Below are 17,241 nucleotides of genomic sequence, written 5' to 3' on the forward strand. Positions count from 1 at the left end.
GGGCTAAATGGAAACGAAGATTTGGGATTTACGACAGTATAAAAATGAAATCAATCAATTTCCGGATATAAATGAAATCAAGCACATCTTTGAACAAGGAGGCTTGATTGCAATACCAACAGAAACAGTATATGGTCTTGGTGCAGATGCGAGAAATGCAGAAGCAATCAAAAAGATATATGAAGCGAAAGGTAGACCTTCAGATAACCCTTTGATTGTGCATATACATGATTTAAAACAAATAGAGCATTTTACACATGATATAACAAACGAAATTAAATTATTGATGAAGCATTTTTGGCCTGGACCAATTTCTTTTATATTACCGCTTAAAAAAGGATATTTGTGTGAAAGTGTAAGTGGTGGTTTATCATCAATTGCTGTTAGAATGCCAAGTCATTCAATCGGCAGACAAATTTTGCAATTCGTAGATATACCCATAGCAGCACCGAGCGCAAATTTAAGTGGTAGACCGTCACCTACAACATTTGAACATGTTTATTCAGATTTAAATGGTCGTATTAATGGTATGGTAAATGGTGATCAAAGTGAAGAAGGATTGGAAAGCACTGTATTAGATTGCACACAGTTTCCATTTAGAATCGCTAGACCTGGTTCAATTACGAAACCGATGATTGAAGCGGTGTTACCTCATAGTGTATCTACAAGAAAGACTTTGGATAGCGATAAGCCAATTGCACCAGGGATGAAATATAAACATTATGCGCCAGATACACCGTTACAAATTGTTCAAGCATTCAATATAAAGCCTTCAGAAGAAAAAGATTGGAGCCAAACAGCATTTATCGTTCCAAGTGATAAGCGAGATTTCGTGCCTGACGGGTCTATTTTTATAGAATTATGTAAAAATGAAAATGATATTAAAGGGGCAAATCATAACCTTTATAAAATATTGCATCATATTGATCAAGATGAACAAATTAAAACAGCATATATTTATGGTTTTGATATTACTGACCATACCATAGCGATTATGAATAGAATGATGAAAGCTGCAAGTCAAACTATTGTTAAAGGAGACCAACTATGAGAATAATATTTGTTTGTACTGGTAATACGTGTAGAAGTCCGATGGCTGAAAGTATTGCCAAAGCGAAAATGCCTGAATATATCATAGAATCACGAGGTGTTTTTGCTCAAGATGGCCAGCCTACGTCTCAGAATACACTAAGTATCATAAATGAACATCATTTACCATCACCTAGTAATGCTAAACGTTTTACAGCGGAGGATTTAAATGCAGATTTAATATTAACAATGTCACAATCTCACAAAGAAACGATACAACAAGTATATGGAGAGACAGAGAAAATTTTTACTATCACTGAATATGTTCAACGAGAAGGAGAAATCACTGATCCATATGGTGGATCGTTATATGATTATAATAAAATATATAATGAATTAAATTTGTTGATAGATACTTTAAAAAATAAAATATTAAAGTAATAATTTTGTTAAATTAGTATGAGTGAGTAGCTAAATACGTTATAATAAAATACGTATAGCAAAATTGCTATCGTCTAATCTTGTATGTCTCATAGCATTGAGGTGTTTAAATACTTTTTTTAAATCATTATTTTAAAAGGGGTGGGAGAATGGAAGATCTAAAGTTATTGTTAAATGAATTAAAGACTAAATCTTTCTTTAAAGCAAATGAATTATGTGTGATTGGTTGTTCTACATCCGAAGTAATTGGTGAACGTATAGGTAGTGTAGGTTCTATGGATGTAGCACAAGAAATATTTGAAGCATTAAAGCAAATTGAGAATGATACAAATGTTTCTTTTGTATTTCAAGGCTGTGAACATATTAACAGAGCAATAACAATTGAAAGGTCTAAGTTCAACCCCCTTACGATGGAAGAAGTGTCTGTAATACCAGATGTTCATGCAGGTGGTAGCTTAGCAACTTATGCTTACCAACATATGCAAGATCCAATGGTTGTTGAACGAATAATAGTGCCAAAAGGTATTGATATTGGTCAAACATTAATTGGCATGCATATTGCGCATGTAGCCATTCCAGAACGTACAAGTGTTAAACAGATTGGTGAGGCAGTTGTTACAATCGCTTCTTCAAAACCTAAGAAAATTGGTGGCGAAAGAGCAAAATATAACTAATACAGAACGAGGAGGATTTACCTATGTCATTTATTCAAGAGCAAGATAAAGAAATATATGAAGTGATTCAAAATGAATTTAACCGTCAAAATAACAATATAGAGCTGATTGCTTCAGAGAACTTTGTTTCGGAAGCAGTTATGGAAGCGCAAGGTTCAGTATTAACGAACAAATATGCTGAGGGCTATCCGAACAGAAGATACTATGGTGGATGTGAATACGTGGATGTGTCTGAAACATTAGCTATCGAACGTGCCAAACAACTTTTTGGTGCTGAACACGTTAACGTACAGCCACACTCTGGGTCACAAGCAAATATGGCAGTTTATCTAGTAGCATTAGAACATGGTGATACTGTATTAGGTATGAATTTAAGCCATGGTGGTCATTTAACACATGGTTCGCCTGTTAACTTTAGTGGACAATTTTATAACTTTGTTGAGTATGGCGTAGACAAAGAAAATGAACAAATTGATTATGATGAAGTGTTAAGATTAGCTAAAGAAAATAAACCTAAATTAATTGTCGCAGGTGCATCTGCTTATTCTCGAGCTATTGATTTCAAACGATTCAAAGAGATTGCAGATGAAGTAGGGGCAAAATTAATGGTAGATATGGCGCATATTGCAGGTTTAGTTGCAGTTGGTTTACATCAAAACCCTGTTGAATATGCAGATTTTGTAACTACTACAACACATAAAACATTACGCGGCCCTCGTGGTGGAATGATTTTATGTAAAGAAGAGTACAAAAAGCAAATTGATAAAAAAATATTCCCTGGTATTCAAGGCGGACCGTTAGAACATGTTATTGCTGGGAAAGCAGTTGCTTTTGGTGAAGCATTACAAGGCGACTTCAAAACATATCAACAACAAGTAGTTAATAATGCTAAAACATTAGCAGATACATTAACTAAAGAAGGCTATAGAGTCGTTTCAGGCGGTACAGATAATCATTTAGTATCATTAGATGTTAAAGGTTCAGTAGGTATCACAGGTAAAGTAGCTGAAGAAACATTAGATGCTGTAGGTATTACTTGTAACAAAAATACAATTCCGTTCGATCAAGAAAAACCATTTGTAACAAGTGGTGTTCGTTTAGGTACACCTGCTGCAACAACACGTGGATTTGACGAAGCTGCTTTTGAAGAAGTTGCAAAAATTATCAGTTTAGTTTTAAGAAATCCAGAAGATAAAAAAGCTTTAGACGAAGGAAAAGAAAGAGTTAAAGCATTAACTACAAAACATCCTTTATACAATTAAAATTGGAGGAAGTAAATTATGGGCAAAGTACATGTTTTTGATCACCCACTTATTCAACACAAATTAAGTTACATTCGAGACGTACATACAGGGACTAAAGAATTTAGAGAATTAGTAGATGAAGTTGGTATGTTAATGGCATACGAAGTGACAAGAGATTTAGAATTACAAGATGTAGAAATAGACACACCAGTAACTAAAATGGTAGCTAAAAGATTAACGGGTAAAAAATTAGCATTTGTACCAATTTTAAGAGCTGGCTTAGGTATGACACAAGGTATTTTAAACTTAGTACCAGCAGCGAGAATAGGTCATGTGGGTCTATATAGAGATCCTGAAACACTTGATGCAGTTGAGTACTTTGTGAAATTACCACAAGATATCGAAGAAAGAGAAATTGTAGTCGTAGACCCAATGTTAGCTACAGGTGCTTCAGCAATTGAAGCAATCAATTCTCTTAAAAAACGTGGCGCGAAAAACATTCGTTTTATGTGCTTAGTTGCTGCGCCTGAAGGTGTAGAAAAATTACAAGAAGCACATGAGGATGTAGATATTTTCATAGCTGCATTAGATGAAAAATTAGATGACCATGCATATATTACACCTGGTTTAGGTGATGCTGGAGACCGTTTATTCGGAACAAAATAGTTTTACCCAGGAGTGGAGTAGAATGAAGAAGATAATGACTGTGTTCGGGACACGTCCTGAGGCAGTGAAAATGGCGCCGCTTGTATTAGCATTGCGAGATGATGCTGAGTTGGAACCGATAGTAGTAGTTACTGCGCAGCATAGAGAAATGTTAGATTCTGTACTGGAAAGCTTTCATATTACACCAGATTACGATTTGGATATTATGAAGCAAGGCCAATCATTATCTGAAATTACTTCTCGTATATTGACTAGACTAGAGGACGTTATTAAGGAAGAACAACCAGATATGATACTTGTGCATGGTGACACCATGTCAACTTTCGCTGGAAGTTTGGCAGCATTATATAATCAAATTCCTATAGGCCACGTGGAAGCAGGGTTAAGAACTTGGGATAAATATGCTCCATTTCCTGAAGAAATGAATAGGCAAATGGTAGGGGTAATGGCAGATTTGAACTTTGCCCCTACTAATAATGCTGCAGAAAATCTTATTGCGGAAAATAAACCGTCAGATACTGTAGTGGTTACTGGAAATACTGCAATTGATGCTATGAAGACTACCATACATGAACATTATCAATCTGATATTATCGACAGACATAAAGATAAACGCATTATTTTACTAACTGCTCATAGGCGTGAAAATATTGGAGAGCCTATGGAACATATTTTTAAAGCAGTAAGAGATATTGTCGATAAATATGAAGATGTAGTAGTCGTTTACCCTGTACATAAAAATCCAAAAGTAAGAAGTATTGCAGATTTATACTTATCTAATCATGATCGAATTGAATTGATCGAACCATTAGAAGTAGTAGACTTTCATAATTTTGCGCATCAGTCTTATTTGATATTAACGGATTCAGGTGGAGTTCAAGAAGAAGCGCCATCTCTAGGTAAACCGGTATTAGTTTTAAGAGAAGCAACTGAAAGACCAGAAGGTGTAGAAGCAGGCACACTGAAAATTGTTGGTACAAATGCACAAATGATTTTTGATGCTACGCAGGCATTATTGGAAGACGAGCAATTGTACAAAGCAATGAGTGAAGCGCGCAACCCTTATGGCGATGGAAATGCATCAAATAGAATTTGTGAAAATATAAAGTATTATTTTCATCTAATTCCCCAAAAACCTAGTTTTTTTAAATATTAATAGTGGTAAATGTGTCATTTTTGTGACAAGTGTGCAAAAAATTAAACTACATTTTGAATAGAATTGACACCTTTACCGCCCTATATTATTATTAAAACTGTATGATTGAAATGGTTTTCATCATTGAATGAAAAAATGAAGTGAGGCACAGTAATGAAACGTTTCAACATCAATTTTCAACAGTATATACAATTTTATTTATATGGTATAGTTGTACTGTTATTTGTGTTTATTTTCACAAGTTCGCCATTTATTTTAGGACTTATCATAGGCATGATTGGATCACTTATTAATACTTTTACTTTCGAGTTTTACTTAGCGAAAGCTAAACAAAAAGATAATATACATATTTCAACGGGCAACGTTTGGAGATATTTGATTGTGATTCTTGCATGTTGTACTTGGTATTTTTATAAGGACTATATAAATATAATTGGTGTGGTTGTTGGTTTAATGATTTCTTATGTGTTAATGGTTTTGAAACCGTTTTTGCACAAGGAATAAAATCTTAATATGAAAGAGGTGAGAAAGCATGGATCATAAAGACCCTCTAGTCAGTTGGAATGTGTTCGGTCTAGACATCGTGTTTAATCTATCATCAATTATGATGTTGGTTATTACAGCGCTTATTGTTTTTGTCATAGCTATTATTTGTACACGCAACCTCAAGAAACGTCCATCTGGTAAGCAAAACTTTATAGAGTGGGTTTTTGACTTTGTAAGAGGAGTTATTGAAAGTAACATGGCATGGTCTAAAGGTGGTCAATTCCATTTCCTTGCTGTTACATTAATATTCTTCATATTTGTCAGTAATATGATTGGATTACCTTTTCAATTAATTTCAGGTCATACACTGTGGTGGAAATCACCAACAGCTGATGCAACTGTTACTTTGACATTGTCAACTTTAGTTATCCTTTTAACACACTATTACGGTGTTAAAATCAAGGGTCCAAAAGGATACTTCCAGAACTATACTAAACCTATATTCTTATTACCTATTAATATCTTTGAAGAATTCACTTCAACATTGACATTAGGTTTACGACTATACGGTAATATCTTTGCAGGTGAGTTACTACTTGGATTACTAGCAGGTTTAGTTATCGGTTTCCCAGCATGGGGATGGTTGATTGGTATCCCAGGTTTAATTGTTTGGCAAGGGTTCTCAATATTTATTGGTACGATTCAGGCTTATATTTTTGTAATGCTTTCAATGGTATACATGTCCCATAAAGTTCAGGACAGTCATTAATTTAAAATTTAAAAAAGAAAAATTAGGAGGATTTATAAATGAATTTAATCGCAGCAGCAATCGCAATCGGCTTATCAGCACTAGGTGCAGGTATTGGTAATGGTCTTATCGTTTCAAGAACAGTAGAAGGTGTAGCACGTCAACCAGAAGCACGTGGTCAATTAATGGGTATTATGTTCATTGGTGTTGGCTTAGTTGAAGCATTACCAATCATCGGTGTAGTTATCGCTTTCATGTCACTATAATTAAACCAGTTTTATGGCGAAGTCTTGTAGGCTTTCGCCGTTCGTTTTTATCAATATGACTTATAATTATAATGAATGAAAGGAGTGTCTATGTAAGTGACTGCTACGACAAATATGTTCGTACTTGGTGCGGCTGACACTAGTGGTGTTCAGTGGGGAACAATTCTTGTTACCCTTGTAACTTTTCTTATATTAGTAGCTTTATTGAAAAAATTCGCTTGGGGTCCATTAAAAGGTGTAATGGATCAACGTGAACATGATATTAATAAAGATATAGATGATGCTGAACAAGCTAAATTAAATGCACAGAAGTTAGAAGAACAAAACAAACAAACGCTAAAAGAAACACAAGATGAGGTTCAAAAGATTTTAGAAGATTCTAAAGTCCAAGCTCGCAAACAGCATGAAGAAATTATTCATGAAGCAAATATTAGAGCAAATGGTATGATTGAAACAGCACAGAATGAAATCAACAGTGAAAAAGAACGTGCAATTGCTGATATTAATAATCAAGTTTCTGAACTTTCAGTATTGATTGCATCGAAAGTACTGCAAAAAGAAATATCAGGCAAAGATCAAAAAGAATTAGTTGAAAAGTACATTAAAGAGGCAGGCGATAAATAATGGCTATCATAGCAAAAAAATATGCCAAGGCTTTATTTGATACTGCTAAAGACACAAACAATCTTGAAATGATGTACGAAGAATTTTCAACAATCAACACAGCAGTACAACCTGAAACAAAAAAATTACAAGCATTGGATGCAGATCCACAAAAAGATGTACAACAGCGTCGTAGTTTTGCAAAAGTAGTGTTTGGTCATGCCAATCAATACTTGCAAAACATGTTAACGATTCTTGCAAGTAACCGTCATCTTTCTTACATTCATGAAATCTATATAGAATTTGAAGCTTTATTTAATCAACATCACAATCAAGAATATGCTGTAGTTGAATCAGTGTATGAATTGTCAGATGAAGATTTAGAACGCATTGATACGATAATTAAATCACGTACAAATTACTCTAAAATCATGATTACAAATAAAATCAATCCAGAGCTTATCGGCGGGGTTCGAGTTAAAGTTGGAACGAAAGTCATGGACGCAAGCATTAAAAATGACCTTGCACAATTAGAGAAACAATTTATTAGAGTGAAATAAAAACTTAAGGAGTGACATAGATGGCCATTAAAGCTGAAGAAATCAGTGCATTACTTCGCTCACAAATAGAAAATTATGAGTCAGAAATGGCTGTTACTGATGTAGGTACAGTACTACAAATAGGTGATGGTATAGCATTAATCCACGGATTAAATGATGTTATGGCTGGTGAGCTAGTAGAATTTAATAGCGGCGTTCTAGGTTTAGCACAAAACTTAGAAGAGTCAAATGTAGGTGTCGTAATTTTAGGCCCTTACGATGACATAAAAGAAGGGGACGAAGTAAAACGTACTGGACGTATTATGGAAGTTCCTGTTGGTGAAGAATTACTTGGCCGTGTTGTTAACCCATTAGGACAACCAATAGATGGACAAGGTCCTGCTAACACAACAAAGACACGCCCAGTTGAGAAAAAAGCAACTGGTGTAATGGATCGTAAATCAGTTGATGAACCATTACAAACGGGTATTAAAGCGATTGACGCATTAGTACCAATTGGCCGTGGACAACGTGAATTAATAATAGGTGACCGTCAAACTGGTAAAACAACAGTTGCAATTGATACGATTTTAAACCAAAAAGATCAAGATACGATTTGTATTTATGTTGCAATCGGTCAAAAAGATTCAACTGTACGTACGAACGTTGAAAAATTACGCCAGGAAGGCGCGTTGGATTATACAATTATTGTTTCTGCTTCTGCAGCTGATCCGGCACCAATGCTTTATATTGCACCGTATTCTGGTGTAGCTATGGCTGAAGAATTCATGTTCGATGGTAAGGATGTATTAATAGTTTATGATGATTTAACAAAACAAGCTGCGGCTTATCGTGAATTATCATTACTATTACGTAGACCTCCAGGCCGTGAAGCTTACCCTGGTGACGTGTTCTACTTACATAGTAGATTGTTAGAAAGAGCAGCAAAATTAAACGATGAATTAGGTGGCGGTTCAATTACTGCATTACCAATTATCGAAACACAAGCTGGCGATATCGCAGCATATGTACCAACAAACGTTATTTCAATCACTGATGGACAAATTTTCTTACAATCAGATTTATTCTTCTCTGGTGTAAGACCTGCAATCAATGCTGGTCAGTCAGTATCACGTGTTGGTGGTTCTGCACAGATTAAAGCAATGAAAAAAGTTGCCGGTACTTTACGTTTGGACTTAGCGTCGTTCCGTGAATTAGAATCATTTGCTCAATTTGGTTCTGATTTAGATGAATTTACTGCACAAAAATTAGAACGTGGTAAACGTACTGTAGAAATTTTAAAACAAGATAAAAACCAACCACTACCTGTAGAGAATCAAGTATTAATTATTTATGCTCTAACTAAAGGTTATTTAGATGATATTCCAGTTGAAGACATCACTCGTTTTGAATCAGAATTAAATCAATGGGCGAAATCAAATGCCTCTGAATTATTAGACGAAATCAAAACTTCTGGTGCTTTACCTAACGAAGATGCATTTGAATCAGCTATTACTGAATTTAAAAAAAGTTTCAGTAAAACAGAAGCATAGTAGTTATAGTAAATAAAAGGTGGTGAGATAATGGGATCTCTTAAAGAGATTGATACACGTATAAAATCAACTAAAAAAATGAAACAAATTACGAAAGCAATGAACATGGTTTCAAGTTCAAAATTGCGTCGTGCTGAAAGAAATACAAATCAATTCAGACCTTATATGGAAAAAATGCAAGATGCAATTACTGCGGTTGCTGGTGCAGATAAAAATTCAAATCACCCAATGTTACAACAACGTGAAGTGAAGAAAAGTGGCTATATTGTCATTACAAGTGATCAAGGATTGGCAGGCGCATATAATGCAAATGTATTGAAGCATTTAGTTAACGATATTGAGAATAAGCATGCTAGTAAAGATGAATATTCAATTTTAGTCTTAGGACAAACTGGTGTGGATTTCCTTAAAAATAAAGGTTATGAAGTTCATGATTCACTTGTTGAAGTACCTGATCAACCTTCATTTAAAGAAATACAAGCTATCGCTAAAAAAGCGGTAGATTTATATAGCGATGAAGCAGTAGATGAGGTTAAAATCTATTATAGTCATTTCGTCAGTGTATTAGAAAATACACCTTCCATGAAAACTGTACTTCCATTGTCTCCAGAAGATTCAAGTTTAGGACATGGTCAAATGTCTTCATATGAATTTGAGCCAGACAAAGAAGCAATCTTAAGCGTTATTCTACCTCAATATGTAGAGAGTTTAATATATGGAACGATTTTAGATGCGAAAGCAAGTGAGCATGCGACTCGTATGACTGCTATGAAAAATGCATCTGATAATGCGACAGAGATTATTGATGATTTATCAATTGAATATAACAGAGCTAGACAAGCAGAAATCACTCAACAAATTACTGAAATTGTTGGTGGATCAGTTGCGCTTGAATAATTATTAAAGGAGGCAAAAAAGCATGGGATTAGGCCGTGTAACACAAATTATGGGTCCAGTAATTGATGTTCGCTTTGAGCACAATGAAGTTCCAGAAATTAACAATGCTTTAACAGTCGACGTTGAAAGAGATGAAGGTACTGTCACGCTTACATTAGAAGTTGCATTACAACTTGGCGATAATGTAGTACGTACGATTGCAATGGATTCAACTGATGGTGTTAAACGTGGTACAGAAGTTCGAGATAGTGGTGAAAGTATCAGCGTACCAGTTGGAGATATTACATTAGGTCGAGTATTCAACGTACTTGGCGATACAATTGATTTAGATGAAAAAATCGAAAATTCAGTTCGACGTGATCCAATTCATAGAGAAGCACCTGCATTCGATGAATTATCTACTAAAGTTGAAATTTTAGAAACAGGAATTAAAGTTATCGATTTATTAGCACCATATATTAAAGGTGGTAAAATCGGTTTATTCGGTGGAGCCGGTGTTGGTAAAACTGTATTAATTCAAGAATTAATTAATAACATTGCTCAAGAACATGGTGGTATTTCTGTATTTGCCGGTGTTGGTGAACGTACACGTGAAGGTAATGACTTATACTTCGAGATGAGTGATAGTGGTGTTATTAAGAAAACTGCAATGGTATTCGGTCAAATGAACGAACCGCCTGGTGCACGTATGCGTGTAGCATTATCTGGTTTAACAATGGCAGAATATTTCCGTGACGAACAAGGACAAGATGTATTACTATTCGTTGATAACATTTTCAGATTTACACAAGCTGGTTCAGAAGTATCAGCATTGTTAGGTCGTATGCCTTCAGCTGTTGGATATCAACCAACATTAGGTACGGAAATGGGACAATTACAAGAACGTATTACATCAACAAACAAAGGTTCGGTTACTTCAATCCAAGCGGTATTCGTACCTGCCGATGACTATACTGACCCTGCGCCAGCAGCAGTATTTGCTCACTTAGATGCAACTACAAACTTAGAACGTAAATTAACTGAAATGGGTATTTATCCAGCGGTTGATCCGTTAGCATCTACTTCAAGAGCACTTGACCCAACGATTGTTGGACAAGATCATTATGAAATAGCACGTGATGTACAATCTACTTTACAAAAGTATAGAGAGTTACAAGACATCATTGCTATTTTAGGTATGGATGAATTATCGGAAGAAGATAAACTAACTGTAGAACGCGCACGTCGTATTCAGTTCTTCTTATCACAAAACTTCCACGTAGCAGAACAATTCACTGGTCAAAAAGGTTCTTACGTTCCAGTTCAAAAAACTGTAGAAGGTTTCAAAGCAATTTTAGATGGCGATTATGACCATATCCCTGAAGATGCATTCCGTCTTGTTGGTAGTATGGAAGAAGTAATTGCTAAAGCTAAAGACATGGGTGTTGAAGTTTAAAAATTAGGAGGTATGGATAATGAACACATTAAGCCTAAATATTGTCACTCCTAATGGTTCTGTTAACAACCGAGAAGATGTTAATCTTGCAGTGTTCCAAACTACTGCAGGTGAGATCGGTGTCATGTATGGACATATTCCAACAGTTGCAGCACTTGAAATTGGCTATGTCAAAATTAATTTTGATAATGGTTCAGAATATATTGCAGTGAGTGAAGGTTTTGTTGAGGTTAGACAAGATAAATTATCGGTTATTGTACAAACTGCAGAACCTGCTAACGAAATAGATGTAGCTAGAGCAGAGTTAGCTAAATCTAGAGCAGAATCTCATATAAATAATGAAGAAGATAATAGTGATATTAGTAGAGCTAAGCGTGCGTTAGAACGTGCTAACAACCGTATTCGTGTCGCTAACTTACAATAAATATTATTTGAAATTTGAAGTTCCTAATAGAAGGAACTTCATTTTTTTTTGATTATAAAACGCATTAATATCCTCGCATTTCATTATTTTATTGAAGGATGTCCTATAAATAAACGATTTTAATTCCTATATAGAATATTTTATTACGAGATATACATAAAATATTTTTATCTTTATATTTAATATGAATATCTTTTATGCTATTAGGGAATAGCAAAATATAACATTTAGTTATATTAGGGGATTTACCGTTGTTCTTAAGTATCTTTTAGAGCCAATTTCGTGTAAAATAGTTGAATAGTATGAAGTGAGGAGCATGGCTTATGGAGTATTTAGGACAGTTCTCAGTTGTACATCTTATCTTACATGTGCTTTGTATTTGTGTTGCTTATTGGGCACTTAACTCAATAAGGTTAGATCAATTTTTTAAAAAAGGGTATCCAGTTCAAGTTCAGATATGTATGATATTTTTAGCAATATTATTAGGTACAGCAGTAAGTAATTTTATTGTAGATTTACTACAATTTTCAACTCAAATAAAATATTTAGCACAATAATTCAAATATCTGTATATTTGTTTGGTTTACAGATATAATAATTTAAGAGTACATAAAAAAGATGAATTTTAATGAAATATAAAAGTAGTTAAGTGGAGGATTTAAGATGGATATGATAGAGATTAATGGTGGAAATAGATTAACTGGTGAAGTGAAAGTATCAGGTGCAAAAAATGCTGTATTACCAGTATTAACTGCTTCACTATTAGCATCAAAAGGTGTTAGTAAACTTATGAATGTACCAGCACTTAGTGATGTGGAGACGATTAATAATGTAATTTCAACATTAAATGCAGATGTTTCATACAATAAAGAAGAAGAATCTGTCACTGTTGATGCCACAAAGGAATTAAATGAAGAGGCACCATATGAGTATGTGAGCAAAATGAGAGCAAGTATACTTGTAATGGGTCCATTATTAGCTCGTCTAGGTCATGCAAAAGTTGCGTTGCCAGGTGGTTGTGCAATTGGTTCAAGACCTATCGAACAACATATCAAAGGCTTTGAAGAGTTGGGTGCTGATATCCATATGGATGGTGGTTTTATTTATGCCAGCACTGAAAATGGATTGAAAGGTACATCAATTCACTTAGATTTTCCAAGTGTAGGAGCGACTCAGAATATCATTATGGCTGCATCATTAGCTGAAGGTAAAACAGTGTTAGAAAACGTAGCACGTGAACCAGAGATTGTTGATTTAGCAAACTATATCAATGAAATGGGCGGTAATGTAGTAGGCGCAGGTACAGATACGATAACTATTCACGGGGTTGAAGCATTACATGGAGTAGAACATTCAATTATCCCTGACAGAATTGAAGCAGGAACGCTACTTATTGCAGGAGCAATTACACGTGGTGATATAATTGTAAACGGAGCTATCAAAGAACACATGACAAGTTTAGTTTATAAATTAGAAGAAATGGGCGTAAACTTAGATTATCAAGGTGACACGATACGTGTTACAGCAGAAGGCCCATTAAACCCTGTAGATATTAAAACACTACCTCACCCAGGTTTTCCAACTGATATGCAATCGCAAATGATGGCATTGTTACTTACAGCAGACGGTCATAAAGTAGTGACTGAAACAGTTTTTGAAAATAGATTTATGCATGTTGGAGAATTCAAACGCATGAACGCTAAAATACAAGTTGAAGGTAGAAGCGCAAAAATTGAAGGTAAAAGTGAACTTCAAGGTGCTCAAGTAAAAGCAACAGATTTACGTGCAGCAGCGGCCCTTATTTTAGCAGGACTTGTAGCTGATGGAACAACCCAAGTTACTGAGTTAATACACTTAGATAGAGGTTATGTTGATTTACATGGTAAATTAAAATCTTTAGGTGCCGATATCAAACGTACACAAAAATAATACTTCAATGTATTAATATAAAACTCGCAACGAAAGAAGATTTGGAGGAAGCAAATAATGGAGACAATTTTCGATTATAATCAGATTAAAGATATTATTCCACACAGACAACCATTTTTATTAATTGATCGCGTGATTGAATACGAAGAAGGCGAACGATGTGTAGCTATTAAACAAGTTTCTGGAAATGAGCCGTTTTTCCAAGGGCATTTTCCTGAATTTGCAGTTATGCCAGGCGTATTAATTACCGAAGCCTTAGCACAAACAGGTGCGGTAGCTATTTTAAATAGTGATGCAAATAAAGGCAAACTTGCATTATTTGCAGGAATCGATAAATGTCGATTTAAGAAACAAGTCACACCAGGTGATACTTTACAATTAGAAGTTGAAATTACGAAGATGCGTGGACCAATTGGAAAAGGGACTGCGAAAGCAACTGTTGATGGTCAACTTGCATGTAGTTGTGAATTAACATTTGCAATACAAGATAAAGCATAAATAAAAATGCCTTAAGGATTTGTGAATTCCACTAAATCCTTAAGGCATTTTTGTGTTTAATATTTACTTTACTTTTCGAATTTTTCATCTTTAAGTCTTGGTTTAGATTGCATCATACGATTAAATGATTTTTTCAGTTCTTCACCAGTTAAGCCTTCATCAATCAACTGTTCTAATAAGCTTTCTGCATAAACTTGTCTCAAAGTATAGATGTGACATTCAAATACTACAGAAATAGTGTCATCTAATTGGCTAATATTTTTTATTGTTGCGTCAAATAGCGCAGGGTCATTAGCTGGACGTGTAATGACAACACGAATATCTAAGAGATCTTCATTATTCATATATTGTTTCATGGTTTCATAATGGAAGTCTGAAATGACGATTTCAAGCAACCAGCCAGTACCACTATTTTCTTTATTTATAATGACTCCATCTTCTAATTCATATTCAGTAACTCCGCCATTTTCTGATACGATTTGAAATCGAACGGCTTTAAATGTTTTCATCGTCTTCACATCCAATTGATTAATTTAAAATCTACTATAATTGCATTTATATAATCATTATAACGTAATTTCAAAAGAGAAAGGTGAAATTTGTAGAAATTAGTAGTAATTTACTTTTTGGTTTATGAAAATATGAGTTTTGACTCAATTTATAAATTTAATTATGATTAAAACACAAAGGAGGTGACCTATGATAAATAACATCGTCATTGTAGGAAGATTAACAAAAGATCCCAAAATTTATGAAAAGGAGGGGAAGAAGTTAGCTACCTTTTGTGTAGCAGTAAATAGAAATTATAAAGATAAAGATCAAAATACAGTCTGTGATTATTTGTATTGTAAAGCATTTGGTAAAATTGCTGACAATATTGAAAAGTATATCAATCAAGGATCACTTGTAGGTATTACTGGACAAATGCAATCACGTAAATTTGAAAAAGAAGGACAGATGCATTTTGTATCAGAAATTTATATCGAAACAATTAAATTCATGTCTCCACGAACTAAAAATGAAACGGATGAACTTTTTGAACCATTCCCATTAGAGCAAGATCATGAATCATTCAACGAAATTAATATTCAAGAAAATGATATATACGAAATTGTATAAAACTCCCACTTAAAACTTATCCCACATTAAACTATTCCAATTAATATACATTAAATCCTACTATCAATTATACTTCTTTCAGGCTATTCCTCTTAATAATGCCCAATCTAGAGGAATAGCTTTACATATTATATCTATCCATATATACATCTAAAAAATAAGTGAACGTAAAAGTACTGTAAAATTCAATTCACAAAACTTCTTGAAAATGCGATTTATAGCATTTACATAATACAGAATAATCAGTTTAATTACGAAAATATTACAAGGATATAAAGTCAATTATAGTACAAAAGGTTATCATGGTAGTACTTATATGCTTAAATATACATAAAAATGAGTATTGGTGATGTAATTAGGTTGTAAAAAAAAGGTTTGTTTTTTTATTTCACTGTAACCTACAAAGAACTTTTGAATGATATAGTTGTACTTGCAAATTAATCATAAAATAAATTAATCACCTTATAGGAGGACTTTTTAACAATGAAAAAAACAGTAATCGCATCAACTTTAGCACTAGGATTAGGCGTAACAGGAGCAGCAAATTCAGCTGACGCTTCAGAACAAGGCGTAGACAAAGCAGAATTAGCTCAATTAGCTCAATCAAACTCAGAACAATTAAATGAAGCACCTGTACAAGAAGGCGCTTATGACATAGATTTCAATTATAATGGTACAGACTATAGCTTTGAATCAGATGGTACAAACTTTAGCTGGAGCTTTGGCGGAGGCTCAACTGAAGCACCTGCTCAACAAGAAGCACCAGCTGAACAAGCAGCAGAGCCAGCACAACAATCAGCACCAGCTGAACAAGCTGCAGAACCAGCTCAACAAGAAGCACCAAAAACTGAAGCAACTCAACAACCACAACAAGAATCTACTTCAAAAGAATCAAGCTCAAGTGAAGCTTCAAGTGGTTCATCAGTAAATGTTAACTCTCATTTACAAGCAATCGCTCAACGTGAATCAGGCGGCGATCTTAAAGCTGTTAACCCATCATCAGGTGCAGCAGGTAAATATCAATTCTTACAAAGCACTTGGGATTCAGTAGCTCCAGCAGCTTACCAAGGTGTATCTCCAACAGAAGCACCTGAATCAGTACAAGATGCTGCAGCAGTTAAACTTTATAATGAAGTTGGCGCTTCACAATGGGTTACTGCATAATTTAGTCAGTAATTAACTATAAATACTATAAACGTATGCCAATAAAGTCACCGACTTTGTTGGCATTTTTTTGTCCACGATTTCCACTAATACAACTACAGCTTGTAGTTACTGTGTCATCGCTATAATATTTACAACATAGACGCTTCATTGAAGTACGTTCTTTTGCAATGTCACACTACATTTGTTATGTTTAAAGAAATAATATATGAAAATCTACTAGGGGAGCCTTTATGGCTGAGATGATTTAGTTCAGACCCTTACGACCTGATTTGGTTAATGCCAACGTAGGAAAGTAGTTTAATTTATAATTGAATTGCTTAGCCTTTCTATTAATTAACTACATTCTTACTTGGAATGTAGTTTTTTA

21 protein-coding genes and 1 riboswitch are annotated in these 17,241 nt (G+C 34.4%); of the genes, 20 read left to right on the top strand and 1 reads right to left on the bottom strand.

The annotated features are described in order from the left end of the window. Positions 1 to 7: 7 nt before the first annotated feature. The 18 genes from PYW44_RS04145 to fabZ all read left to right on the top strand — a co-directional run bounded on the left by PYW44_RS04145 (position 8) and on the right by fabZ (position 14,588). Entirely contained in the window at positions 8 to 1,051 is a 1,044-nt protein-coding gene (locus tag PYW44_RS04145; RefSeq protein ID WP_021339782.1) for an L-threonylcarbamoyladenylate synthase, read from the top strand. After that, on the top strand, positions 1,048 to 1,470 hold the full coding sequence (locus tag PYW44_RS04150) for a low molecular weight protein arginine phosphatase (protein ID WP_021339781.1): 423 nt from the start codon (positions 1,048 to 1,050) through the stop codon (positions 1,468 to 1,470). The genes PYW44_RS04145 and PYW44_RS04150 overlap by 4 nt, the downstream gene beginning before the upstream one ends. 149 nt (positions 1,471 to 1,619) lie before the next feature. Continuing rightward, positions 1,620 to 2,144 carry a TIGR01440 family protein gene (locus PYW44_RS04155; RefSeq protein ID WP_021339780.1) on the top strand — a complete coding sequence of 175 codons (525 nt, stop codon included), beginning with the start codon at positions 1,620 to 1,622 and terminating at the stop codon, positions 2,142 to 2,144. Between the two features lie 23 nt (positions 2,145 to 2,167). Next, entirely contained in the window at positions 2,168 to 3,406 is a 1,239-nt protein-coding gene (glyA, locus tag PYW44_RS04160; protein WP_021339779.1) for a serine hydroxymethyltransferase, read from the top strand. Between the two features lie 18 nt (positions 3,407 to 3,424). Then, a complete protein-coding gene (gene upp / locus PYW44_RS04165; RefSeq protein WP_002507072.1) occupies positions 3,425 to 4,054 on the top strand; it encodes a uracil phosphoribosyltransferase in 630 nt (209 codons plus the stop codon). A 22-nt stretch (positions 4,055 to 4,076) separates the two neighbouring features. After that, complete coding sequence (gene wecB, locus PYW44_RS04170) at positions 4,077 to 5,210, top strand: non-hydrolyzing UDP-N-acetylglucosamine 2-epimerase (protein ID WP_021339778.1); 1,134 nt, start codon at positions 4,077 to 4,079, stop codon at positions 5,208 to 5,210. A gap of 153 nt (positions 5,211 to 5,363) precedes the next feature. Further along, on the top strand, positions 5,364 to 5,714 hold the full coding sequence (locus PYW44_RS04175; protein ID WP_021339777.1) for an ATP synthase subunit I: 351 nt from the start codon (positions 5,364 to 5,366) through the stop codon (positions 5,712 to 5,714). Between the two features lie 28 nt (positions 5,715 to 5,742). Then, the gene (atpB, locus tag PYW44_RS04180) at positions 5,743 to 6,465 is read left to right on the top strand and encodes a F0F1 ATP synthase subunit A (protein ID WP_002507075.1); all 723 of its coding nucleotides are present in this window, start codon (positions 5,743 to 5,745) and stop codon (positions 6,463 to 6,465) included. 38 nt (positions 6,466 to 6,503) lie between these two features. Beyond that, complete coding sequence (atpE, locus tag PYW44_RS04185) at positions 6,504 to 6,710, top strand: F0F1 ATP synthase subunit C (RefSeq protein ID WP_002507076.1); 207 nt, start codon at positions 6,504 to 6,506, stop codon at positions 6,708 to 6,710. Between the two features lie 96 nt (positions 6,711 to 6,806). Continuing rightward, complete coding sequence (locus tag PYW44_RS04190; RefSeq protein ID WP_021339776.1) at positions 6,807 to 7,334, top strand: F0F1 ATP synthase subunit B; 528 nt, start codon at positions 6,807 to 6,809, stop codon at positions 7,332 to 7,334. Further along, the gene (locus tag PYW44_RS04195) at positions 7,334 to 7,873 is read left to right on the top strand and encodes a F0F1 ATP synthase subunit delta (protein WP_002507078.1); all 540 of its coding nucleotides are present in this window, start codon (positions 7,334 to 7,336) and stop codon (positions 7,871 to 7,873) included. Before PYW44_RS04190 ends, PYW44_RS04195 begins: the two co-directional genes overlap by 1 nt. A 20-nt stretch (positions 7,874 to 7,893) precedes the next feature. Beyond that, a complete protein-coding gene (gene atpA / locus PYW44_RS04200) occupies positions 7,894 to 9,405 on the top strand; it encodes a F0F1 ATP synthase subunit alpha (protein WP_002507079.1) in 1,512 nt (503 codons plus the stop codon). A gap of 30 nt (positions 9,406 to 9,435) precedes the next feature. Next, entirely contained in the window at positions 9,436 to 10,302 is an 867-nt protein-coding gene (gene atpG / locus PYW44_RS04205) for an ATP synthase F1 subunit gamma (protein ID WP_002507080.1), read from the top strand. A gap of 22 nt (positions 10,303 to 10,324) precedes the next feature. Beyond that, entirely contained in the window at positions 10,325 to 11,737 is a 1,413-nt protein-coding gene (gene atpD, locus PYW44_RS04210; protein WP_021339775.1) for a F0F1 ATP synthase subunit beta, read from the top strand. A 19-nt stretch (positions 11,738 to 11,756) separates the two neighbouring features. Continuing rightward, complete coding sequence (locus PYW44_RS04215; RefSeq protein ID WP_002507082.1) at positions 11,757 to 12,161, top strand: F0F1 ATP synthase subunit epsilon; 405 nt, start codon at positions 11,757 to 11,759, stop codon at positions 12,159 to 12,161. A gap of 323 nt (positions 12,162 to 12,484) precedes the next feature. Continuing rightward, complete coding sequence (locus tag PYW44_RS04220; protein ID WP_002507083.1) at positions 12,485 to 12,718, top strand: DUF1146 family protein; 234 nt, start codon at positions 12,485 to 12,487, stop codon at positions 12,716 to 12,718. Positions 12,719 to 12,824: 106 nt separating this feature from the next. Further along, positions 12,825 to 14,090, top strand: coding sequence for a UDP-N-acetylglucosamine 1-carboxyvinyltransferase (gene murA / locus PYW44_RS04225; RefSeq protein WP_021339774.1), 1,266 nt, complete (start codon positions 12,825 to 12,827; stop codon positions 14,088 to 14,090). A gap of 57 nt (positions 14,091 to 14,147) precedes the next feature. After that, complete coding sequence (fabZ, locus tag PYW44_RS04230; protein ID WP_002507085.1) at positions 14,148 to 14,588, top strand: 3-hydroxyacyl-ACP dehydratase FabZ; 441 nt, start codon at positions 14,148 to 14,150, stop codon at positions 14,586 to 14,588. A gap of 68 nt (positions 14,589 to 14,656) precedes the next feature. Here the strand turns inward: fabZ and PYW44_RS04235 are convergent, their stop codons facing one another. Then, the gene (locus PYW44_RS04235; RefSeq protein WP_002507086.1) at positions 14,657 to 15,097 is read right to left on the bottom strand and encodes a YwpF-like family protein; all 441 of its coding nucleotides are present in this window, start codon (positions 15,095 to 15,097) and stop codon (positions 14,657 to 14,659) included. Positions 15,098 to 15,287: 190 nt separating this feature from the next. Here PYW44_RS04235 and PYW44_RS04240 point away from each other — a divergent pair, with 190 nt between their 5' ends. Continuing rightward, a complete protein-coding gene (locus PYW44_RS04240) occupies positions 15,288 to 15,707 on the top strand; it encodes a single-stranded DNA-binding protein (protein ID WP_021339937.1) in 420 nt (139 codons plus the stop codon). Positions 15,708 to 16,190: 483 nt separating this feature from the next. Continuing rightward, on the top strand, positions 16,191 to 16,871 hold the full coding sequence (locus PYW44_RS04245) for a transglycosylase family protein (protein ID WP_002507088.1): 681 nt from the start codon (positions 16,191 to 16,193) through the stop codon (positions 16,869 to 16,871). Positions 16,872 to 17,082: 211 nt separating this feature from the next. Continuing rightward, positions 17,083 to 17,182: riboswitch (TPP riboswitch) on the top strand. The last annotated feature ends 59 nt before the right edge of the window (positions 17,183 to 17,241 follow it).

Origin of the sequence: Staphylococcus equorum, assembly GCF_029024965.1 — a bacterium.
Classification (GTDB): domain Bacteria; phylum Bacillota; class Bacilli; order Staphylococcales; family Staphylococcaceae; genus Staphylococcus; species Staphylococcus equorum.